The following is a 21,640-nucleotide window of genomic DNA, read 5'->3' as shown; positions in this document are numbered from 1 at the left end:
CCATGATCTCCATCGGCTTGCCCGCCTCAACAGCAACCGCCGCTCGTGTGCGCATTCAGTCTGCCCTCCCTTGCACCCCGGAGGATACAACCTTTAGGCGATTTGATCTCAGAAATTCATATCAAACCGGCCTGTTTCATCCTGTGACAATATGTGCCAAGATCGCGCCAGAACTCAGTAAGACCTTAGTCGTAGAGGACGAGATGAGACCAGTTTTTACAGCTTTAGCCATTGTTTTTACAGGAATATCTCCAGTTTTCGCCGCAGGGTCCCACGATCCCGACTGGCCCTGTATCCAGCGCCGCGTCGATACACTTTCTGCGGCGGTCATGTGGCCCAATCCGCCTGAGAATCAGGACACCGCGCCGGTTCTCTCGCCCGAGGCCGCGCGGCTTGCAGAACTGCTCGCGCTGCGCCGTCTCACTCTGGAAGAGGCCGAATCAGCGGTTCTTGCCAGCGCTAATCTGGCTGGCGACGACTACACCGCGATCTTCCTAGACGTGTTTGAACGGCTCAATCAACGCCGGACCGAGGTTATGGATGGCATCATCCGCTACGCCCGCAATCAGGCCCGCATGGCCCAGGAAATCGACGCGCTGCGCGTCGAAATTGCCGATCTTTCCAAGGCCGAGAGTCCCGATTTCGACCGCATCGACCAGTTGGAAGAGGACCTCGACTGGCGCGCGCGCGTGTTCGACGACCGCCGCCGCTCGCTGACCTATGCCTGCGAAACGCCGGTTCTGCTGGAAAAACGGCTCTATGCTCTGGCACAGATTCTGGCGGCGCGCGTCACCGAGTAAGGTGCGTCATTCCCATTCCAGCTCTGTAAAAGCCGCCGTCACATTGCGTGGGTGGAAAAGATCAAAGAGTGCCCAGCGCCCGGCCTCACCTTGGCCGACCGTCTCGATTGCGTCGCCCAGCCGCAGCCCCTGCGATACCGCCGCCCGCGTCTCATCACGCAAGACCTCCAGATAGCGTTGCAAATCAGCGGTCCCCTCTGGCCATTCCAGCACCGGCCCACCATGCCCCGGCACAATGCGCGCAGGCGCAGGCGTGCCCAGCGCCTCAAGCACGCGCAACCAGCCCAGAACCGATCCATCAAGCGCAGGGCTGTGATCGTGAAAAACCAGATCCCCGGTAAAGAGCGTGCCCGTCTGCCTGTCGAACACCGTCACATCGCTCTCGCTATGTGCCGTTTCCCAGGCCACGAGATCGAGCACCCGCCCCCCCAGATCAATCTCGGCCCGGTCCGCAACCCCCTCGCCCACCGTCGGGACCCGACTGCCGATGAATCCAGCCCCCATCAGACGGGCAAAGCTGGTCTCATAGGTTTCGGCCCGCGCCGCCAGCGCCTGCCCCAGCTTGCGATGCCCGACGATCTGCCCGCCCGCCTCGACCATCACCGCAGCCCCCATCACGTGATCAGGGTGCATATGCGTGAGGATCAGATGCGAGATCGGCTTGTCCGTGACCTGTCGCACGGCCAGATAGACCGCCTCACCCACCGCACGGCTGCCCCCCGCGTCAATTACCGCGACGCTCTCGTCCCCGATAATGAACCCGATATTGGCCACATCGCCCAGATTGTCCGGCGTCACATCTTGCACATGCCCACGATGCACATAAACGCCCGGCGCGGCCTCCTCGAACGCCATCCCGCTAATGGGCCTCTCCACACAGTCAAACGGCCCCGCCAAGAGCGCATCGCCCCAATCCGGCGCGATCTCTTCGGCCCGCGCCACGGCCTGTGTGCAATCCACCGCGCTCACTGGCAAGAGCCGTGTCTCACAGGTCTCGGGACTGGCCACCATACAGAGACTCAACACGATCTCGAACATCTCTGACCCCTCGCAACACTGCTACCAAAGGTTGATACAATCTGCGCCCGATCCGTGATACTGTCCAAAGGTGCGAGTATGCCCGATCCGGAGGCCCCGATGACCCGATTTCCCCTGACCGCCCTTTGCCTGAGCCTCACACTCGGCACCGCCGCAATGGCCGAAGAGCCGCGCAATCCGCTGCAAGACGGCGAGACATGGGAGTATCTGCGCGAGGATATTCTGGACACGTCCAAGGCACTCACTCCCGGTGCGATCTTAGCCGTTGATGCCCCCTACCGCGCCCATGACGCGGCCACCGTGCCCGTGGTCGTCACCCAAACCGATCCGAGCGCGGGGCCGATCACCAAACTCAAGATCGTGGTCGATGAAAACCCGGCCCCGCTTGCTGCAGAAATCACCTTTGGTCCAGCCATGGCCCCGCTCAGCTTTGAAACGCGGGTGCGGGTCAATTCCTATTCCAACCTGCGCGTCATCGCCGAAACCGCCAGCGCCAGCTATGTCGACGGGCGTTTCGTCAAGGCCGCCGGGGGATGCGCCGCCCCCGCCACCCGCGATCCAGAGGTGGCGCTGGCCCATATGGGCGAAATGCGCCTGCGCCATTTCGATACCGCCCCGGTTCAGATCGGCAGCCGCCGCGATGCGCAATTGATGGTTCGTCACCCCAATTACTCGGGCCTGCAACGCGATCAGATCACCCAACTTTTCGTGCCCGCGCATTTCATTCAGGACCTGACTGTCTGGCAGGGCGACGAGATGCTCTTTTCCCTAACGGGCGGCATTTCGATTTCCGAGGACCCGGTGTTCCGCTTTAGTTACACCGACAACGGCACGCCCGATTTGCGCATCCGAGCTGAGGATACGGACGGCAATGTCTTTGAAGAGGTGCTGCCGAAGGCCAGCGCCTCGTGATCCGCTTCACTTGAAACAGACGATTTCGGCCTCTGCCTGCGCGCGCCGCAGCTCGGCTACGATGCCTTCGCTCACCGGCCCCGCCTTGAACATCGACATCCGTTCACCGCTGCCCTGCCGGAGCGCGAGCACGGTCTCTGCCGACACATAATCCTTGTAGGGCAGGATCGCGGCAATTTCGTCGATGGAACAGGCACAGCGCCGCAGCATCTCGCGCGTGTTTCCATTCGCCGCCATGCAGCCGAAGACATAATCCGCGCGCGCCTCGGTCGGGTAATCGTTGAGTTGCTCGGCCACGCTCTGCGCCAGACCCGTGCCGGGCAAGAGAAAAAGCAGAACCGCCAGCCGCCTCATTCCTTCGCCTCCATCAAACGAAGAGTCGATGCAAAATAGCGCCCGCCGCTCTCGCGCTCGGGCGTCTCGGCACGCATCGAGTGATACCAGCCGGGCACCTTACCTGAAACATCAAAGACCACCCGCAACGCCGCAAAGGGGCCAAGCCGCGCGGCATTCTGATCGTCCACGAACGGGGCCAGCACCACCTCTTGCGCGGCATGGCTTTGCCCTGCCCACATCACCTGCACCGGGCTGATCCCCTCTGGGGCCAGCAGCGACTCCTTGATGCGATTGCGGATGTAAAACGTGCTGCCCCCAGTAGCCTGCGCCAGATCGCGCACCAGCCGTTCGAGAAAGAACATTGCCATAGGATTGCCAACGCCCGCGTCAAACCCCGCCACCGACTGTTGGCCCTTCTGCAGCACCCGCATCAGCCGCGCAGTGCCACCCTCTTCGATCCGCAGATCATAGGCTTGCGCGCCCTGCGTCTCGGGCGGTGCGGCCTCGTTCACTGTCTCGCTCTGATACTGCAAGGCATCGCCCGGCGCGAACTCTGCCAATGTGCCCGTACGAAAGATGAGGTCATAGCCCTCATGCGCCGTGCCTGCAGCAACCGGAGCCGCCGCCAACATCGCCCCCAGAACAGCGCCCGCGACTGCGCGCTTCAAGCGCGCGTTCTTGCCCCGCCAAGAGGCTGACAGGACCAGCGCGCGATGCGCCAGCGTGGATGCGTTGCCGCCCATTTGCTCAACTCCGGTATTGCCTCTGCCATACAGCCTTGCGTTGTTCGGTCCGTGTATTGGAACGCCCGTTCCTCACATATCTCTGGCTGACGCGCCAGACAGGCCACAAACAACAGCTCGATCATGATCCATCTCCTGCATTCTGACGACCCCGCCGCCTCATGCCAGATATGGGCTCAGTTTCCCTCAGGTCCAGCCTAGGACACAAGCCCCTCATCCCATGATTGCACTAAAGTCGTAGAGCTCTACGACCATGGTGAAGTTGACATGCGAGGGATCGGAATATCTAATCCAACTATCGACCACATCTATGAGGAGGATAGACTATGGCATGGAGCAAGCCGGTTCTGCGTGAACTGAACTGCGGAATGGAAATCAACATGTATGGCCCCGCCGAAGAAGGTGACGGCGTCCTGTTCTGAAATATCCCGACCGGTCGCAGCGAGGTAACAGGTGTTCAAGGCTCTGATACTGGGTGCTGCGGCCGGCGGTGGCCTGCCACAATGGAATTGTGGCTGCGAGAATTGCAATCTCGCCCGCGCGGGGCACATTCCCGCCTCCACCCAATCGTCACTGGCCGTCACGATGGACGGGGCCTCTTGGGTGATCCTCAACGCCTCTCCCGATATCCGCGCGCAACTCTCTGCCAATCCGGCGCTGCATCCGCGCAGCCTGCGGGACACGCCCATTGCGGGCGTGCTGCTGACGAATGGCGATATAGACCATGTGGCGGGGCTGCTCAGCCTGAGGGAACAACAGCCCTTCACCCTCTACGCCACCGGCGAAATTCACAGCGTTCTGGCCGCCAACCCCTTGATGCAGGCCGTTGATCCCGCTCGCGTTCCGCGTGTGCCCATAGCACTCGATCAGCCTGTGACGCTGCTGCCCGGCCTCACCGCCACGCTCTTTGCCGTTCCCGGCAAGGTGCCGCTCTACATGGAGGGCGAGACCGTGCAAACCGATCTTGAGGGCGAGCAAACCACCGGCGTGCATCTTCAGGCCGCTGGACGCCATATATTCTACATTCCGGGCTGCGCCGCCGTCACCGACAGCCTCGCCACACGGCTACGCGGGGCCGACATGGTGTTTTTCGACGGCACGCTCTGGTGCGACGACGAAATGATTGCAATGGGCCTCAGCCAAAAAACCGGACGCCGTATGGGCCATATCTCGATGAGCGGGCCGGACGGCTCTATCGCCGCCTTGCACGATCTGGGCATCGGGCGCAAAATCTACATCCATATGAACAACTCAAACCCTGTCCTGCGCCCCGATGCCCCGGAACGCGCCGAGGCCGAATCGTCTGGCTGGATCATCGGACAGGATGGCATGGAGATCACGCTATGACCGCCACCCGCGATGCCTTTGAAGCCCGCCTGCGCCAGATCGGGGCAGAGCGTTATCATGACCGCCACCCGTTCCACCACATGCTTCATGGCGGCCAATGCACCCCCGATCAGGTCCGGGCCTGGGTCATCAACCGCTATTATTACCAATCCCGGATCCCGATGAAGGACGCGGCCTTTCTCAGCCGGGTCGAGGACCCCGATCTGCGCCGCATCTGGCGCTCGCGGATCGAGGATCACGACGGCACCGCCGAGAATGAAGGCGGGATTCGCCGTTGGCTGCGGCTGGCGCAGGCCGTAGGGCTCGATCCCGACTATGTGGCCTCCGCCCAAGGCGTGCTGCCCACCACCCGCTTTGCCGTCGATGCCTATGTCGCCTTTGTCCGCGAGAAGCCGTTGCTCGAGGCTGTTGCTGCCTCGCTAACAGAACTTTTCGCGCCCAAGATTCACGCCGAGCGGATCGAGGGCCTATTGGCCAACTACGCCTTTGCCGATGACAGCAGCCTTGCCTATTTCCGCAATCGCCTGAAAGAGGCACCCAAGGATGTGGCCTTTGGCCTCAAATGGGTGCTCGACCGCGCCGACACGTCCGAGAAACAGGATGCAGCCGCTGCCGCTCTGACCTTCAAGACCGATGTGCTCTGGTCGCAGCTTGACGCGCTCTATTCCGCCTATGTCACCCCGGCCCGTATCCCGCCCGGCGCATGGCAACCCGGTGAGGGGCTCTTGGCCAAAGGCGCGGCATGACCCCTGACGCGATCCCCCATCTGCCGCGCGGCGTGCGCCTGCATTATGACCGCGTGCGCAAGGATTGGGTGCTCTTGGCCCCAGAACGCGCCGTGCGGCTTGACCCCATCGGTCACGCGATTCTCAGCCGGGTGGACGGGGTGCAGAGCTTTGGCGCGCTCACCGCCGATCTCGCCGCGACCTTCAACGCCCCGCTCGACGCTGTCACCCGCGACAGCGCGGAATTCTTGGCAGGTTTGGCCGAGCGTCGTTTTCTGGAGGTGCGCTGACATGGCCAATCCCCCCATCGCCATGCTGGCGGAACTTACGCATCGCTGCCCGCTCTCGTGCCCCTATTGCTCCAACCCGGTGGAACTGACAGCTCGGGAAACGGAACTCAGCACGCCCGAATGGGTCTCTGTATTCCAGCAGGCCGCCGATCTGGGCGTGCTGCAACTCCACCTTTCGGGGGGCGAACCCGCCTCGCGCCGCGATCTGGAGGAATTGGTCAAGGCCGCCCGTGACGCAGGGCTCTATACCAATCTCATCACTTCCGGCATTGGCCTGACCGAAAAACGACTGGCCGCGCTCGACGCCGCCGGGCTGGACCATATCCAGCTCTCACTCCAAGGCACCGATGCCGAGATGGCCGACCGCATCGGCGGCTACAAGGGCGGGTTCACGCGCAAGATGCAGGTTGCTCAATGGATCGCCGCCATCGGCTTTCCTCTCACGCTCAATTTCGTCATGCATCGCGGCAACATGCACCAACTGCCCCGCGCGATCAAAATGGCGCAGGAGATGGGCGCACGTCGGATCGAGGTGGCGACAGTGCAGTTTCACGGCTGGGCCATGCTCAATCGCGGCGCGCTCATGCCCGACCGCGAACAGGCGCGAGAGGCCAGTCGCATCGTCGCCGAGGCGCGCGCCGCCCTCAAGGGGCGTCTGGTGATCGACTATGTGCCCGCCGATTATCACGCCGACTACCCCAAGACCTGCATGGGCGGTTGGGCCACCACCGGCCTTAACGTGGCCCCCGATGGGCTGGTGCTGCCCTGCCACGCGGCGCAAACCATCAAGACGCTGACCTTCGACAATGTCCGCAATCGGCCCTTGGCCGAAATCTGGCATGAGGGGGCCGCCTTCAACGCCTTTCGCGGCACCGACTGGATGCAGGAACCCTGCCGCTCCTGCGAACGCAAGACGATTGATTTCGGCGGCTGCCGCTGTCAGGCGATGGCGATTGCGGGCGATCCGGCGGCGACCGATCCGGTCTGCATCAAATCTCCGCATCACGCCCGGATGCGCGCCTTGGCCGAGGATTTCGCGGGCCAGTCCGACGCGGACCTCACATGGCGGGTGATGGAGAAAACACCGGGCTAAGCAGCCTACCTAACGCGATTGCTCGTGCTCAAACCTCTGTTTGGCAATCGCCTCGTTGCGATCGGCCTTTTGTTGATCCGCCAGAGCCTTTTCCACATAGTTGAGGTGATCGTTCACCGCCGCCCGCGCGGCCTCGGGATCGCGCGCTTGTATGGCGGCATTGATGGCCCGGTGCTGATCCAAGAGCGCGCCGCGCGTGGTGCGCTGTTTGAACATCACCTGCCGGTTATAAAAAACGCCCTCGCGCAGCAATTGGAACATCGAACGCATCATATGCAGCATGATGACATTATGGCTGGCCTCGATGATCGCCATATGAAACTCGGCATCAAGCCGCGCCTCATCTGCCGGGTTGGTTTTCTTGTGGGCCGCTTCCATTTTATCCATCAGTGTCTGGATCACCTGCAAGTCGGTGTCCGATGCGAGACGCGCCGCACGACAGGCCGCCAGCCCCTCTAGATCACGGCGAAAGCCGATATAATCGAACACCGCCTCGTCATGTTCGGCAAAGAGCCGGATAAGCGCATCGGAAAAGGCGCTGCCCAGAACATCGGCCACATAGATGCCCGCACCCGCACGTGCGCTCAAAAGGCCCTTGTCCTGCAACTCTGCCACCGCTTCGCGCAGCGAGGGGCGCGACACCCCCAACTTCTCGGCCAGATCACGCTCGGCGGGCAGACGCTCGCCGGGGCGCAGGATGCCTTGCAGGATGAGCTTTTCGATTTGCCGCGTCACGGCAGTCGAGAGTTTTTCGGGGGTAACTTTCTGAAATGGCATGCGCGCGCCCTTGCTGAATTGGTCAGATCATATGACCGCATCGAAAGGGCGGCAAGCCTGTGCTTTGGTCTCAGGGTCGAAGGAAAAAGGGCGAGGGTGCCATCACGCCCCCAACACCCACTTACCCACCTGCGACGGAAAGAACGCCTCGACCGCCGCTGTGGCGATCACCAGCGTTTCGCCGCTGCCCGGATCGGTCACATTCTGCCCGCCAAACACCACCTGCACGGTCGCGCGCCCACGCGGCAAACCAGCCTTCAGCACCTCGGGATCAACGCGCTCCGGCTCTTGCACGCCGACCGTCACCTTGACCTCCATGTCGTGATGATCGAGTGGCGTGTTTAAAAACATCGGGATCGTTGAATGGCGGATCGCATCCTCGATCGCGCGCACAGCGGCCTTTTGGTAATCCATTCCATGCAGGTCATTACCCATCCCCATCTCAATGATGAACCGCTCTGCGCTCATGCCCGTGCCTCCATGTCGAACGAGACCGAGATGCAAGCATTGGCGATCACCGTGGGTTTGCCCACGGGGCGCGGAATGTCCAATCCGCCCCGCGCCACCTGCACGCTCACCTGCCCATACGGGAAAATCGCGCGCAACACTTCGACATCCACCTTCTCTGGCGATTGCACGGCAATATCGAGATCAATCAGCATGTCGCCTTTATCGAACCCAAACAACTCGGCCAGATTGATCGAATTGTGCCACAGCGCATCGCGCACTGCGCGCGCCGCCGCCTCGGTGTAGTCTTGCCGCCGCAGCGACGTGCCCATGCCGAATTCAGTCAGCAATCTTGTCCGCGCCATGGCTCAGAACTCCACCCCGATCTGCGCCTTGATACCGGACCGGAACGGATGCTTGATCAACTCCATTTCCGTGACCAGATCGGCAATCTCGATCAACTCGTCCTTGGCATTGCGCCCGGTCAGCACGACATGCGTCATATGCGGCTTTTCCTCGGCCAGGAATTGCACCACCTCGTTGATGTCCAAGTAATCATACCGTAGCGCGATATTGATCTCATCAAGCAGGACCATCTTGTTGGCCTCATCGCGGATCAACTCCTTGGCCTTGGCCCAGGCCGCCTGCGCCATTTCCGTGTCGCGAGTGCGATCCTGCGTTTCCCAGGTGAACCCCTCGCCCATGGTATGAAAGGCGCAGGCATCAGAGAATTTCGACAGGATCAGGTCCCGCTCGCCGGTGCTCATGCCACCCTTGATGAATTGCACCACGGCGCAGGGCATGTCGTGGGCAATGCAGCGAAAGATCATGCCGAATGCCGCCGAGGATTTGCCCTTGCCCTTACCGGTATGAACGATGATCAGCCCTTTTTCATCGGTCTTGGTGGCCATGATCTTGTCGCGGGCGGCCTTTTTCTTGGCCATCTTCATCGCGTGGCGTTCTGGATCTTCGGTCATGTCAGGCTCCTGCCGGGGTCTCGGGACCGGCAGAATGTCGCAGACCCAAGGTTAGGCGCAAGCCCTTTCTGCAAATGTCAGATTCGGTTCAAAACCAGCGCGACCCAGAGCGCAAAGGTGCTGATCGTACTCTGCCGATAGAGACCCAAGCGCCACAAGCGCGCCAACCGAGCCGGCATCGGCCCCCGGCGCATGGCGACGAACTCGGCCAGAATCTCTTGATTTTCCGGCGTCAGATACTCTTCCAAGCGCGATAGCGCGGCGATGTTGACCTCGTTCCAGTCTCGAAAATGCCCCTCCAGCAATTGCCGGATGCGCCGCAGCCGCGCCAACCGCGTATCGTTCGAGCCGATCTGGTTCACATCATGCTGCCGATAGAGCAGCGTGGGCGTATCGTCATGCACCACGCGCCCGCCAGCACCGGTAATGAGCTGATAGACCCACCAGTCATGCACCACGACCCGCTCGATCTTTTGTGCGGCCTCCTCGACCAGCCGCGTCGCCGCCGGATTGAGCAGGATGGTGTTGCCCGAGGCCACATTCTGCACCAAGGCATTGCGAAAGGACGGCGGTCGCGGCCTCGCCGCCGACAATCGCCGCTGGCCCAAGGCTGTATCCGTGATCCAGCTCCGGCTGCAATAGAGCGACGGGCGCGGATCTTCCGAGTCTCCCAGCGTGGCAATCCCGCGCGACAGCTTGTCGGGCAACCATACATCGTCCTGATCGCAAAACGCCATCCAATGCCCGGCGGGCGCAATTTCGGGTGTCCGCCGGATGAGAGAGAGAAAATTACCCGCTGCCCCGGCCCCCGGTCCGCTTAGGCAAATGGCTGGATGCGCGGCAGCAAATTCCCCTAGAATATCGCGACTCTTATCTTTGGACCCATCATCGCTGGCCAGTACTTGCCAGCTTTGGTGCTCCTGCGCGGCGATACTTTGCAGCTGATCGGACAGGAAATCTCCGCCATTGTAAACGGCGAGCAGTATTACGACATGCGGTGCCTGAAGACCATCCATACCTCAGGCCTTGGCCCGGCCACCATGCAGCAGCCGTTTGAGATAGGCACCATAATCGGTTTTCTTGAAGAGCTCGACACGCGCCTCCAGCGCCGCCGCGTCAATCCAGCCCTTGCCATAGGCGATTTCTTCGGGGCAACCTACCTGCTGCCCCTGCCGCTGTTCCAGCGTGCGCACGAAATTCCCCGCATCGAGCAGGCTCGCATGCGTGCCGGTATCCAGCCACGCATAGCCCCGCCCCATCATCTCGACCGAGAGCAGACCGTCGCACAAATACATCTCCAGAAGCGCCGTGATCTCGAGCTCACCTCGTGGCGAGGGCCGCACCGCGCGCGCGCGCTCGGGCGCTGTGCCATCGAGGAAATAGAGACCCGTCACTGCGAAATCGGACTTCGGCTCTTCCGGCTTTTCTACGATCGACACCGCCCGTCCCGAACTATCAAACTCGACCACACCATAGCGCTCGGGATCGGCCACGCGATAGCCAAAGACGGTGCCACCCGTTTCTTGCTGCGCGGCCTTCTCCAATTGCTGCGGCAACCCGTGGCCGTAAAAGATATTGTCCCCCAGCACGAGCGCCGAGGCCTGCCCGTCCAAAAACCCTTCCGCCAGCAGATAGGCCTGCGCCAGCCCATCCGGCGATGGCTGCACGATATACTCGAACATCAGCCCCCATTGGCTGCCATCGCCCAAGAGTCGCTGAAACTGTGCCTGATCCTGCGGCGTGGTTATGATCGCAATTTCGCGGATACCCGCCAACATCAGCGCCGTCAGCGGATAATAGATCATCGGCTTGTCATAGACCGGCAAGAGTTGCTTGCTCAGTCCCATGGTGATCGGATAGAGCCGCGTGCCCGATCCGCCCGCCAATACGATCCCCTTGCGTGCCGTGGTCATGCGTGCTCCAGTTCTTGCAGGACGCGGGCCAGCCCCGCCCGCCAATCGGGTCGCCCGATACCAAACTCTGCCTCAAGTGATCCACAATCAAGCCGGGAATTCTGCGGGCGCACGGCAGGGGTCGGATAACCGCTGGTGGGGATACCTGTCACAACTGTCGCCCGTCCGGCTTGGGCGAAAATCTCTCGCGCGAAATCGGCCCAGCTTGCGTCTGGCGCGCCGCTGAAATGATAAAGCCCCCCAGCATGGCCCGCGACCATCGCCCGCCCCATGGTCAAGAGCGCCGCCGCGATATCCGCCGCCGGGGTCGGCCCGCCGATCTGATCCTCGACCACGCTCAGCGCCTCGCGGGTTTCCGACAGGCGCAGCATCGTCTTGACGAAATTGTTGCCATGCGCCGAAAACACCCAAGAGGTGCGCAGGATCGCGCTCTGACCACCTGCGGCGCGCACGGCCTCTTCGCCCACCAGTTTGGAGCGGCCATAGGCATTGCAGGGGGCGACCGGATCGGTCGGCCTGCGCGGTACCACGCCACCTCCGTCGAATACGTAATCGGTCGAAACGTGGCAAAACGGGATACCCAGATCGGCACAAGCCCGTGCCATCGCGCCCGGAGCGCCCCCGTTGATGGCCGTGGCCAAATCCTCTTCGGTCTCGGCGCGGTCCACTGCGGTATAGGCGGCGGCATTGATCACCAGATCGGGCGCGTGGGCGTAGATCGCGGCGGCGCACACTTCGGGTCGCGCCAGATCCGCCGCCTCGCGGCTCAGCGCCGTAACCTCGGCCAGCCTCAGCAATTCGGTGGCCACCTGACCGCTGCGCCCGAATACCAGTATCTTCATCCTGCTCATTCCGACCCGGCTCAGCCGGTCCCCAATCGCTTGCCCACACCTTCACGCGCCAAAAGCGCCTGCCACCACTGTTCATTCTCCAGATACCACCGCACCGTGCGCTGCAACCCCTCGTCCACCGTCACAGATGGCCGCCAGCCCAATTCCCGCCGGATGCGCGCGGGATCAATCGCATAGCGCGCATCATGCCCCGGACGATCCGCGACAAAGCTGATCTGCGCGGCATAGGATTGCCCATCGTCGCGCGGGGCCAGTTCATCCAGAACCGCGCAGAGTCTATGCACCAACTCCAGATTGCTCAGCTCATTCTCGCCGCCGATGTTATAGGACCGTCCCGGCACGCCCCGCTCGAGTACGGTCAAGAGCGCCTCGGCGTGATCCTCGACATAGAGCCAGTCCCGCACGTTCGACCCATCGCCGTAAATCGGCAAGGGCTTGCCCGCCAAGGCGTTGAGAATGATCACCGGGACCAGCTTTTCGGGGAAATGGAACGGCCCGTAATTGTTCGAGCAATTGGTGATCAGAATGGGCAAACCATAGGTCTCGTGCCAGGCCCGCACCAGATGATCCGACGCCGCCTTGGACGCCGAATAGGGACTACGCGGATCATAGGGCGTGTCTTCGGTGAACTTCACCGATGGATCGGCGGGCAAAGAGCCATAGACCTCATCGGTCGAAATATGCTGAAAGCGAAACGTCTCGGGCCTACCTTGCGCCTGCCAATACCCGCGCGCGGCCTCCAAGAGATTGTAGGTACCGGTGATATTGGTCTCTACAAAGGTGCCGGGGCCATCAATCGAGCGGTCCACATGGCTCTCTGCCGCCAGATGCAACACCACGTCGGGCATATGGTCGGCAAACACTCGGGCCATGGCGGACCGATCCCGAATATCGGCTTGCACAAATGTATAACGCGGGCTATCCGCCACGCTCGCCACATTCTCGAGACAGGCCGCATAGGTCAGCGCATCAAGGTTGATCACCTCATGCCCTCGCGCCACCGCCAGCCGCACCACCGCCGACCCGATGAACCCGGCCCCACCGGTGATCAAGAGCCTCATGCCGCCGCCTCATACACAAAGGGGCTCTCGAAATCGCGCAAGAGCGGTGCCTTGGCATCCTTGGCGCTCAGCATTGCCGATGCCGGGTCAATCCCCCAATCAATACCAATCTCGGGATCGTCGAACCGCACCGCACCATCGCAGTCCGGAGCGTAGTAATCCGAACATTTATAGATGATCTCGGTCTTTGGCGCACGGGTCACAAAGCCATGCAGGAACCCCGCAGGAATCAGCAATTGACGCCCATTCTCGAAACTCAATTCAACCCCCACCCATTGCCCGTAGGTCGGGCTGCCGCGCCGGATATCCACCGCCACATCATAGAGCGCACCCCGCCCGCAGCGCACCAGCTTGGCTTGTGCATGTGGCGGCGACTGAAAATGCAGCCCCCGCACCGTGCCCACCTGTTCCGAGAGCGAATGATTGTCCTGCACGAAATCAATGGCGATCCCGGCCTCTTCCATCCGCCGCCGATTCCAACTTTCGCTGAAGAATCCGCGCGCATCGCCATGACGTGCAGGCGTAAGGATTACCACGCCGGCTAAGGAGGTCTGTTCAATCTGCATGCCTTGCTCGTAGTCCCTCATGCGGCGCTAGGCAATTGCCTCACTGCGCCTCTATCTCTTACATTATGCCTCACACCTTCTGGCAAATCGCCGCGTTTTTGGCCAGTCTCAATGTCCAAGTGACCCGTATCTAACCACTCCCCGCGGTCGCCCCTGGTGTCAAAAGCCGCCGAAACAGGGCCTCTAGATGCGCCGATGCACCGGTGTGCACGTCAACGTCACGCATCAGCACCCCTACCTGTGCCTCGAAATCCGCGTAATGCTGCGTCGTGGCCCAGATCGAAAACAGCAGGTGGCGTGGATCGACCGGTGCCAGCTTGCCCTGTCGAACCCACCCATCGATCACCGCCGCCGTCTGATCAACCAATGGCTTCAGCACGCTCTCCAAATGCGGCCCCATGCGTGGCGCGCCTTGCAGGATTTCATTGGCAAACAATCGGCTCTCGCGCGGCAGATCACGCGACATCTCCAGTTTGCGGACCACATACCCCATCAACTCTTCCAGCGGTTCGCCCTGCGGATCAATCGCGCGAAGCGGGGCCAACCAGGCATCCAGCAACTGATTGAGCAAGGTGACGTGGATCTCTTCCTTGCCTTCGAAATAATAGAGAATGTTGGGCTTGCTCAGCCCCGCCTCTGCCGCGATCTGGTCCAGCGTGGCGCCGCGAAAGCCGTGGGTCGAAAACACCTCGAGCGCCGCCTCGAGAATCCGCTTGCGGTTGCGCAATTGAATCCGGCTAGGTTTGCGACCGGCTTGCGCGGCGGGGGCTTGCGGCATCCTCTTCCTTTCCATGCGGGGCGCATTTTTCATCGCCCCGCGTTCCAGCTTAGCCAGATCGCGGCTCAGGCCCAAGACGAATCTTGACAGCGTGCATGACCCACGCAATCGTAAGTTTACCAAATGGTAAAAAAGCGAGCAATCCCATGGCGGCACCCGGCGAAAACCTCAAGATCAACAGCACCCGGCTCTGGGACAGCCTGATGGACATGGCCAAGATTGGCCCTGGCATTGCAGGCGGCAACAATCGCCAGACCCTGACGGACGAGGATGCCGAGGGGCGCGCACTCTTTCAATCCTGGTGCGAGGCGGCGGGTCTGACCATGGGCGTTGATGAGATGGGCAATATGTTCGCCCGCCGCGAGGGCACAGACCCCGAGGCGCTGCCAGTCTATGTCGGCAGCCATCTCGACACACAACCCACGGGCGGCAAATACGACGGTGTGCTGGGCGTGCTGGCGGGGCTCGAAATCATCCGCACCCTCAACGACCTGGACATCAAGACCAAACACCCCATCGTCGTCACCAACTGGACGAATGAAGAGGGCACCCGTTTTGCCCCCGCCATGCTTGCTTCAGGCGTGTTCGCTGGCGTGCTGGACCGCGATTGGGCCTACGGACGGGTCGATGCCAAGGGCAAACGCTTTGGCGACGAGCTCGAGCGGATTGGCTGGAAAGGCCCGGAAAAGGTCGGCGCCCGCAAGATGCACGCCTTCTTTGAATTGCACATCGAACAGGGCCCGATCCTTGAGGCCGAGGGCAAGCAGATCGGCGTTGTCACCCATGGCCAGGGGTTGCGCTGGATCGAGTGCACGATCACGGGCAAGGGGCAACACACCGGCTCGACCCCGATGTATATGCGCCGCAATGCCGGGCGGGGATTGGCACGGGTCACGGAACTCGTCCATGAAATCGCCCTGCAATATCAACCGAACGCCGTGGGAGCGATCGGTCATATCGACGTCTACCCCAACAGCCGCAACATCATCCCCGAGAAGGTGGTGTTCACCGTCGATTTCCGCTCTCATATCCTTGAGACACTCGAGGCAATGGCCGACGAACTCATGACAACCGCCCCCGGCCTCTGTGCCGATGTAGGTGTGAAATTCACCGCCGAAGTGGTTGGCGCCTTCGATCCCCCCGCCTTTGACGAGACCCTTACCGCCCGTGTGCGCGACGCCGCCGACCGGCTGGGCTATAGCCATATGGACATCGTTTCAGGCGCAGGCCACGATGCCTGCTGGATCAACAAGGTCTATCCCACCACCATGGTCATGTGCCCCTGCAAGGACGGTCTCAGCCATAACGAGGCCGAGGAAATAACCCCCGACTGGGCGCGCGCTGGCACCGATGTGCTCTTGCACGCCGTGCTGGAAACGGCGGAGGTGGTGAAATGATTGGGGGCCAGCCCCCAAACCCCCGAGGTACTTGGAGCCAGATGAAGACGCGGTCGAAAGCAGGACAAGGAGACCCCCAATGACCACCAAAGTCATCAAGAACGGCACCGTCGTCACCGCCGACCGGACATGGAAGGCCGATGTGCTGATCGAGGGCGAGACCATCAAACAGATCGGTGCAGATCTCAAGGGCGACACGACGATTGACGCCACGGACGCCTATGTCATCCCCGGCGGGATCGACCCGCATACCCACCTTGAGATGCCCTTCATGGGCACCACCGCCGCCGAAACCTTCGAGACGGGCACATGGGCGGCGGCCTGTGGCGGCACCACGATGATCGTGGATTTCTGCCTGCCCGGGGCCGATGGCAGCATCAAGAATGCGATCAACGAATGGCACCGCAAATCTGTCCCCCAGATTTGCAGCGACATCGGCTATCACATGGCCATCACCGGCTGGAATGAGACCGTGTTCAACGAAATGAAGGATGCCGTCGATATGGGCGTCAATTCCTTCAAACATTTCATGGCCTACAAAGGTGCCTTGATGATCGAGGATGACGAGATGTTCGCCTCGTTCAAACGCTGCGCCGAACTGGGCGCGCTGCCGATGGTCCATGCCGAGAACGGTGACCTGGTGGCCGAGATGCAGCAGAAATACTTTGATCAGGGCATCACCGGCCCCGAGGGCCACGCCTATTCCCGCCCGCCTGAATTCGAGGGCGAGGCCGCCAACCGCGCGATCTGTATTGCCGACGCGGCGGGCGTGCCGCTCTATATCGTGCATGTCAGCTGTGAGCAGGCGCATGAGGCGATCCGGCGCGCGCGGCAAAAGGGCATGCGCGTTTACGGCGAGCCGCTGGTTCAATTCCTTACACTGGACGAATCCGAGTATTTCAACAAGGATTGGGATCATGCCGCGCACCGCGTCATGTCGCCCCCGTTCCGCTCCAAGGATCATCAGGATAGCCTCTGGGCCGGGTTGCAGGCGGGGTCTCTGCAAGTGGTCGCCACCGATCATGCCGCCTTTTCCACCGCGCAGAAACGCGCCGGGCGCAACGATTTCCGCATCATCCCCAATGGCTCCAACGGGCTCGAGGAACGGCTTGCCGTGCTCTGGACGCATGGTGTGGAAACAGGCCGCCTCACGCTCAACGAATTCGTCGCCGTCACCTCGTCCAACGTGGCCAAGATCCTGAACATCTACCCCAAGAAGGGCGCAATTGTCGAAGGGGCCGATGCCGATCTCGTGGTTTGGGACCCCAAGATCACCAAGACGATCAGCGCCTCCAACCACCATTCCATCCTTGATTACAATGTCTTTGAAGGGTTCGAGGTCAAGGCGCAGCCGCGCTATACAATCAGCCGTGGCGAGGTGATCTGGGCCTGGGGGCAAAACTCGCAGCCGCAACCGGGGCGCGGCCGCTTTGTCCCACGCCCGGCCTTTCCTTCGGCCCATCAGGCGCTCTCGAAATGGAAGGCGCTGACTGCCCCGAAGATGATCCAGCGCGACCCGCTGAATATCCCGGCAGGGATTTGAAAATTTTGGTGCGCCGGGTCCGCTTTGCCGGGTGCCTCTTGACAACCAACAGCCAGCCGGGCGCAGTAGCGACCGGGCCAGCAGGGGATAGGGTTTGAACAGCAATACCGTGATCAGCGCGCGCAACCTTTCGCTGACGTTTCAGACCGGCGATGGCCCGGTGCATGCGCTCAAGGACGTAAGCCTTGAGGTGCAAAAGGGCGATTTCGTCAGCTTCATCGGCCCCTCGGGCTGTGGCAAGACCACCTTTCTGCGCTGCATGGCGGATCTGGAGCATCCCACCGGCGGCAGCCTCGCCGTCAATGGCATCAGTCCCGAAGAGGCGCGCAAATCTCGCGCTTATGGCTATGTGTTTCAGGCGGCTGGCCTCTATCCGTGGCGCACCATCGGCGGCAATATCCGATTACCACTCGAAATAATGGGCTATGGGCGCGAGGATCAGGACGCCCGCGTCAAGCGCGTGCTGGAATTGGTCGATCTTGCGGGGTTCGAGCGGAAATACCCCTGGCAGTTGTCGGGTGGCATGCAGCAGCGCGCCAGCATCGCCCGCGCTCTGGCCTTTGACGCCGATCTGCTTTTGATGGACGAACCCTTTGGCGCATTGGATGAAATCGTGCGCGACCACCTCAACGAACAACTTCTGCATCTCTGGGAGCGCACCAACAAGACCATCTGCTTCGTCACCCATTCCATCCCCGAGGCGGTGTATCTGAGCACGAAAATCGTGGTCATGTCGCCGCGCCCGGGCCGCATCACCGATGTGATCGAAAGCACGCTGCCGCGCGTTCGCCCGCTCGACATCCGCGAAACGCCGGAATTTCTCGACATCGCCCATCGCGTCCGCGAGGGGCTGCGTGCAGGGCATAGCGATGCGGTATAGAGTTAATTCAATACAAAATATAGTCCGACCTTTTACGACAAACTCCGGCTCGAGAAGGACATAGAATGGCAGACAGAGAAGACCTAAAAAAGTGGGTGGTGGAAGCCCTTAAGGACCACGGTGGACAAGCTGCCCTAATTGACGTGGCGAAACACATATGGAAGCACCACGAAGTAGAACTGCGTGCCTCCGGTGATTTGTTCTACAAGTGGCAGTATGACATGCGCTGGGCAGCGATGGTTCTCAGAAAGCAAGGGGTAATGTCAGATGGATGGGCATTGAAAACCTGATGCGCCATCTCCTGCCCGTGCTCACGATCCTCGCCGCGCTGCTTGTGCTCTGGTATGCCGCCGCTGTGGTGCTCAACGCGCAATGGGCGCGGGATCAGGCGGCGCGGGCGGGCGCACCGCTCAGCCTCTCCGCGCTCGTCACCGATACATGGTCGCAGGACAAGCCCAAGCTGCCCGCGCCGCATCAGGTAGCGGCCGAGATCTGGCAGACCACGGGTGCCATGGTTCTGGAGGGGCGCGGCTTTTCCAAACGCTCGCTCATTTATCACAGCTGGATCACCTTCAGCGCCACAGCCCTTGGCTTTGTCCTCGGCACCGCGCTTGGGATCGCCCTGGCCATTGGCATCGTTTACAACCGCACTATGGACATGAGCGTGATGCCTTGGGTCATCGCGAGCCAGACCGTTCCCATCCTAGCGATAGCCCCGATGATCATCGTCGTGCTCAATGCCGTGGGCATTTCCGGCCTGCTGCCCAAGGCGATGATCTCGATGTATCTGTCATTCTTTCCGGTCGTTGTTGGCATGGTCAAGGGGCTGCGCAGCCCCACGCCCATGCAGCTTGATCAGATGCGCACCTGGAACGCGAGCGCCAACCAGACCTTCTGGCGGCTGCGCCTGCCCTCGTCGATGCCATACCTCTTCACCTCGCTCAAGGTGGGCATGGCCGCCAGTCTTGTCGGTGCCATCGTGGGCGAATTGCCCACGGGTGCTGTCGCGGGGCTGGGCGCGCGCCTGCTGGCAGGCAGTTATTATGGCCAGACCATCCAGATATGGTCTGCGCTCATCATGGCGGCAACCTTGGCGGCGGTTCTGGTGGGGCTGATCGGCCTTATCCAGCGGATCACGCTCAAGCGGATGGGGATGGCGTGATGGGCTGGTTGGCGCTTGGACTGGTGGCATGGGCGCTTGGCTGGTGGATCAATTCCCACCTGTCGCACCAGCCTAGAACAAGCACCACGCGGCTCTTGGTTCCCGTTATCTTTGGCCTCACCGTGGTGGTGATCTGGGAATGTCTCGTGCGGGGTCTCTCGATCTCCCCCGTCCTCCTGCCCGCCCCCACCGCCATTGCCGCAACTTTCGCCAAATCCACCCATATCCTTTGGTCCGATTTCGTGCAGACCGCGCTCAAGGGCGCACTCACCGGCTATATCATGGGCTGCGGCGCGGCCTTTCTCACCGCCATCGCCATCGACCGCTTTCCCTTCCTGCAACGGGGCCTGCTGCCGGTGGGCAATTTCGTCGCCGCCCTGCCGATCATCGGCATGGCCCCCATTCTGGTGATGTGGTTCGGCTTTGACTGGCAGTCCAAGGCGGCGGTTGTGGTGGTCATGGTGTTCTTTCCCATGCTCGTGAACACCGTGCAGGGGCTGACCGATACTGACGGCATGCAGCGCGACCTGATGCGCACCTATGCCGCGGGCTATTGGCAAACCTTGTTCAAGCTGCGCTTGCCCGCCGCGATGCCCTTTATCTTCAATGGCCTCAAGATCGCGACGACACTGGCGTTGATCGGGGCAATTGTGGCAGAGTTCTTTGGCTCGCCCATCAAGGGCATGGGATTCCGCATTTCAACCTCGGTCGGGCAACTGGCGCTCGATCTGGTCTGGGCCGAGATTGTGGTTGCGGCGATTGCGGGCTCTGGATTTTACGGCGCTGTGGCGCTCTTGGAAAAGGCGGTGACATTCTGGCACCCGTCGCAAAGAGGCCGGGCATAAGACAAAGAAACCACCAACATGGGAGATGACAGATGAAAAGACTGACAGGACTATTCAGCCTCGCGGCGCTGACCGGCTTTTCGGGTATGGCGCAGGCGGCAGATGATCTGACGTTGCAACTCAAATGGGTGACGCAGGCGCAATTCGCGGGCTACTACGTGGCCCTGGAAAAGGGCTTTTACGAAGAGGAAGACCTCAACGTCACGATCAAGCCAGGCGGGCCGGATATCGCTCCCACCCAGGTGATAGCAGGCGGTGGTGCGGATGTGACAGTGGAATGGATGCCCGCCGCCCTCTCGGCACGGGAAAAGGGCCTGCCGCTGGTGAATATTGCGCAGCCGTTCAAATCCTCGGGCATGATGCTGACCTGCCTCAAGGAAACCGGCGTCACCGGGCCGGATGATTTCCCCGGTCGAACGCTGGGTGTCTGGTTCTTTGGCAATGAATTCCCGTTTCTCTCATGGATGAGCCAGCTTGGCATTTCCACTGATGGCGGGGCTGATGGAGTGACGGTGCTCAAACAGGGCTTCAACGTCGACCCGCTCTTGCAGAAACAGGCGGATTGTATCTCGACCATGACTTATAACGAATACTGGCAGGTCATCGACGCCGGCATCACCGAGGATCAACTGATCACCTTCAAATACGAAGATCAGGGTGTCGCCACGCTTGAAGATGGTCTCTATGTTCTGGAGGATAAGCTGAGCGACCCGGCAGAGGTGGACAAGCTCACCCGCTTTGTGCGCGCCTCGATGAAAGGCTGGAAATGGGCCGAGGAAAATCCCGAAGACGCCGCGATGATCGTGCTCGACAATGACGCCACCGGCGCACAGACCGAAGAGCATCAGATCCGCATGATGACCGAAGTGGCCAAGCTGACCGCAGGCTCCAACGGCGCTCTCGACCCCGAGGATTACGAGCGCACGGTGCAATCGCTGCTCTCCGGCGGGTCGGACCCGGTCATCAGCGCGCATCCCGGCGACGGCGCATGGACCCACGTAATCAGCGATGCCGCGCTTAACTGATACCCGAACCAGACACATACGATGGCCCGGTTTCGTCCGGGCCATCTGGTGGTCGACCAAAAGCTACCAATCAGCCCATGCAACCGGACCTGCGCGGCACGCTTGCGGTGGATTGGCGGGGATATTGTCTTTGG

The 21,640-nt window shown here is 61.3% G+C and carries 27 protein-coding genes; 14 read left to right on the top strand and 13 right to left on the bottom strand.

All coding sequences use genetic code 11. The features are described from left to right. Window positions 1-800 (top strand): hypothetical protein (locus AACZ65_RS17790; RefSeq protein ID WP_339673172.1); only part of this gene is annotated, 800 nt, incomplete at its 5' end. A 6-nt stretch (window positions 801-806) separates the two neighbouring features. Here AACZ65_RS17790 and AACZ65_RS17785 read toward each other — a convergent pair. Next, the gene (locus AACZ65_RS17785) at window positions 807-1,838 is read right to left on the bottom strand and encodes a quinoprotein relay system zinc metallohydrolase 2 (protein ID WP_339673170.1); all 1,032 of its coding nucleotides are present in this window, start codon (window positions 1,836-1,838) and stop codon (window positions 807-809) included. 99 nt (window positions 1,839-1,937) lie between these two features. Between AACZ65_RS17785 and AACZ65_RS17780 the strand changes: the two genes are divergently transcribed. Continuing rightward, on the top strand, window positions 1,938-2,750 hold the full coding sequence (locus AACZ65_RS17780) for a quinoprotein dehydrogenase-associated SoxYZ-like carrier (RefSeq protein WP_339673168.1): 813 nt from the start codon (window positions 1,938-1,940) through the stop codon (window positions 2,748-2,750). A gap of 6 nt (window positions 2,751-2,756) precedes the next feature. Here AACZ65_RS17780 and AACZ65_RS17775 read toward each other — a convergent pair whose 3' ends face one another. Then, window positions 2,757-3,104 (bottom strand): hypothetical protein, encoded by a 348-nt coding sequence (locus AACZ65_RS17775; RefSeq protein ID WP_037273086.1) that lies wholly within the window; start codon window positions 3,102-3,104, stop codon window positions 2,757-2,759. Then, window positions 3,101-3,829, bottom strand: coding sequence for a hypothetical protein (locus tag AACZ65_RS17770; RefSeq protein WP_339673165.1), 729 nt, complete (start codon window positions 3,827-3,829; stop codon window positions 3,101-3,103). Before AACZ65_RS17770 ends, AACZ65_RS17775 begins: the two co-directional genes overlap by 4 nt. A 326-nt stretch (window positions 3,830-4,155) precedes the next feature. Between AACZ65_RS17770 and pqqA the strand changes: the two genes are divergently transcribed. From pqqA to pqqE, 5 genes are read left to right on the top strand one after another with little or no spacing between them, the layout of a single operon-like run. Next, on the top strand, window positions 4,156-4,251 hold the full coding sequence (pqqA, locus tag AACZ65_RS17765; protein WP_037246620.1) for a pyrroloquinoline quinone precursor peptide PqqA: 96 nt from the start codon (window positions 4,156-4,158) through the stop codon (window positions 4,249-4,251). 31 nt (window positions 4,252-4,282) lie between these two features. After that, the gene (gene pqqB, locus AACZ65_RS17760) at window positions 4,283-5,176 is read left to right on the top strand and encodes a pyrroloquinoline quinone biosynthesis protein PqqB (protein WP_339673159.1); all 894 of its coding nucleotides are present in this window, start codon (window positions 4,283-4,285) and stop codon (window positions 5,174-5,176) included. Continuing rightward, window positions 5,173-5,922, top strand: coding sequence for a pyrroloquinoline-quinone synthase PqqC (pqqC, locus tag AACZ65_RS17755; RefSeq protein ID WP_339673158.1), 750 nt, complete (start codon window positions 5,173-5,175; stop codon window positions 5,920-5,922). The genes pqqB and pqqC overlap by 4 nt, the downstream gene beginning before the upstream one ends. Continuing rightward, window positions 5,919-6,191 carry a pyrroloquinoline quinone biosynthesis peptide chaperone PqqD gene (gene pqqD / locus AACZ65_RS17750; RefSeq protein ID WP_339673156.1) on the top strand — a complete coding sequence of 91 codons (273 nt, stop codon included), beginning with the start codon at window positions 5,919-5,921 and terminating at the stop codon, window positions 6,189-6,191. The genes pqqC and pqqD overlap by 4 nt, the downstream gene beginning before the upstream one ends. Window position 6,192: 1 nt before the next feature. Then, window positions 6,193-7,284: a pyrroloquinoline quinone biosynthesis protein PqqE gene (pqqE, locus tag AACZ65_RS17745; RefSeq protein ID WP_339673153.1), complete on the top strand. Its 1,092-nt coding sequence runs from the start codon at window positions 6,193-6,195 to the stop codon at window positions 7,282-7,284. 9 nt (window positions 7,285-7,293) lie between these two features. On the opposite strand, the gene AACZ65_RS17740 is transcribed toward pqqE, so the two are convergent. From AACZ65_RS17740 to AACZ65_RS17695, 10 genes are all read right to left on the bottom strand, one after another. Next, window positions 7,294-8,061, bottom strand: a complete 768-nt coding sequence (locus AACZ65_RS17740) for an FCD domain-containing protein (protein ID WP_339673151.1) — start codon at window positions 8,059-8,061, stop codon at window positions 7,294-7,296. Window positions 8,062-8,163: 102 nt separating this feature from the next. Beyond that, a complete protein-coding gene (locus tag AACZ65_RS17735) occupies window positions 8,164-8,529 on the bottom strand; it encodes a Lin0512 family protein (RefSeq protein WP_339673149.1) in 366 nt (121 codons plus the stop codon). Next, on the bottom strand, window positions 8,526-8,873 hold the full coding sequence (locus AACZ65_RS17730; RefSeq protein ID WP_339673147.1) for a Lin0512 family protein: 348 nt from the start codon (window positions 8,871-8,873) through the stop codon (window positions 8,526-8,528). Before AACZ65_RS17730 ends, AACZ65_RS17735 begins: the two co-directional genes overlap by 4 nt. Window positions 8,874-8,876: 3 nt before the next feature. Beyond that, entirely contained in the window at window positions 8,877-9,485 is a 609-nt protein-coding gene (cobO, locus tag AACZ65_RS17725) for a cob(I)yrinic acid a,c-diamide adenosyltransferase (protein ID WP_339673145.1), read from the bottom strand. Window positions 9,486-9,562: 77 nt separating this feature from the next. Further along, window positions 9,563-10,501, bottom strand: a complete 939-nt coding sequence (locus AACZ65_RS17720; protein WP_339673142.1) for a glycosyltransferase family 2 protein — start codon at window positions 10,499-10,501, stop codon at window positions 9,563-9,565. Window positions 10,502-10,504: 3 nt separating this feature from the next. Beyond that, window positions 10,505-11,398, bottom strand: a complete 894-nt coding sequence (gene rfbA, locus AACZ65_RS17715) for a glucose-1-phosphate thymidylyltransferase RfbA (RefSeq protein ID WP_339673140.1) — start codon at window positions 11,396-11,398, stop codon at window positions 10,505-10,507. Beyond that, window positions 11,395-12,240 carry a dTDP-4-dehydrorhamnose reductase gene (gene rfbD, locus AACZ65_RS17710; protein ID WP_339673137.1) on the bottom strand — a complete coding sequence of 282 codons (846 nt, stop codon included), beginning with the start codon at window positions 12,238-12,240 and terminating at the stop codon, window positions 11,395-11,397. Before rfbD ends, rfbA begins: the two co-directional genes overlap by 4 nt. Window positions 12,241-12,260: 20 nt before the next feature. Continuing rightward, complete coding sequence (rfbB, locus tag AACZ65_RS17705; RefSeq protein ID WP_339673135.1) at window positions 12,261-13,310, bottom strand: dTDP-glucose 4,6-dehydratase; 1,050 nt, start codon at window positions 13,308-13,310, stop codon at window positions 12,261-12,263. Further along, window positions 13,307-13,876, bottom strand: coding sequence for a dTDP-4-dehydrorhamnose 3,5-epimerase (gene rfbC / locus AACZ65_RS17700; RefSeq protein WP_339673133.1), 570 nt, complete (start codon window positions 13,874-13,876; stop codon window positions 13,307-13,309). Before rfbC ends, rfbB begins: the two co-directional genes overlap by 4 nt. Window positions 13,877-14,006: 130 nt before the next feature. Then, the gene (locus AACZ65_RS17695; protein WP_339673131.1) at window positions 14,007-14,669 is read right to left on the bottom strand and encodes a TetR family transcriptional regulator C-terminal domain-containing protein; all 663 of its coding nucleotides are present in this window, start codon (window positions 14,667-14,669) and stop codon (window positions 14,007-14,009) included. A gap of 131 nt (window positions 14,670-14,800) precedes the next feature. Here AACZ65_RS17695 and AACZ65_RS17690 point away from each other — a divergent pair, with 131 nt between their 5' ends. From AACZ65_RS17690 to AACZ65_RS17660, 7 genes are all read left to right on the top strand, one after another. Then, on the top strand, window positions 14,801-16,051 hold the full coding sequence (locus AACZ65_RS17690) for a Zn-dependent hydrolase (RefSeq protein ID WP_339673176.1): 1,251 nt from the start codon (window positions 14,801-14,803) through the stop codon (window positions 16,049-16,051). Between the two features lie 79 nt (window positions 16,052-16,130). Continuing rightward, the gene (hydA, locus tag AACZ65_RS17685) at window positions 16,131-17,594 is read left to right on the top strand and encodes a dihydropyrimidinase (protein WP_339673129.1); all 1,464 of its coding nucleotides are present in this window, start codon (window positions 16,131-16,133) and stop codon (window positions 17,592-17,594) included. Between the two features lie 94 nt (window positions 17,595-17,688). Beyond that, window positions 17,689-18,474 (top strand): ABC transporter ATP-binding protein, encoded by a 786-nt coding sequence (locus AACZ65_RS17680; protein ID WP_339673127.1) that lies wholly within the window; start codon window positions 17,689-17,691, stop codon window positions 18,472-18,474. Between the two features lie 65 nt (window positions 18,475-18,539). Continuing rightward, window positions 18,540-18,764: a hypothetical protein gene (locus AACZ65_RS17675; RefSeq protein WP_339673125.1), complete on the top strand. Its 225-nt coding sequence runs from the start codon at window positions 18,540-18,542 to the stop codon at window positions 18,762-18,764. Further along, window positions 18,764-19,636 carry an ABC transporter permease gene (locus tag AACZ65_RS17670; RefSeq protein WP_339673123.1) on the top strand — a complete coding sequence of 291 codons (873 nt, stop codon included), beginning with the start codon at window positions 18,764-18,766 and terminating at the stop codon, window positions 19,634-19,636. Before AACZ65_RS17675 ends, AACZ65_RS17670 begins: the two co-directional genes overlap by 1 nt. Next, window positions 19,636-20,481 carry an ABC transporter permease gene (locus AACZ65_RS17665; protein ID WP_339673174.1) on the top strand — a complete coding sequence of 282 codons (846 nt, stop codon included), beginning with the start codon at window positions 19,636-19,638 and terminating at the stop codon, window positions 20,479-20,481. The genes AACZ65_RS17670 and AACZ65_RS17665 overlap by 1 nt, the downstream gene beginning before the upstream one ends. 32 nt (window positions 20,482-20,513) lie before the next feature. Further along, on the top strand, window positions 20,514-21,506 hold the full coding sequence (locus AACZ65_RS17660) for an ABC transporter substrate-binding protein (RefSeq protein WP_339673121.1): 993 nt from the start codon (window positions 20,514-20,516) through the stop codon (window positions 21,504-21,506). The last annotated feature ends 134 nt before the right edge of the window (window positions 21,507-21,640 follow it).

The sequence above is a fragment of the uncultured Roseovarius sp. genome (assembly GCF_963972555.1).
GTDB lineage: Bacteria > Pseudomonadota > Alphaproteobacteria > Rhodobacterales > Rhodobacteraceae > Roseovarius > Roseovarius mucosus.
This window is presented reverse-complemented; position numbering and strand designations above follow the sequence as displayed.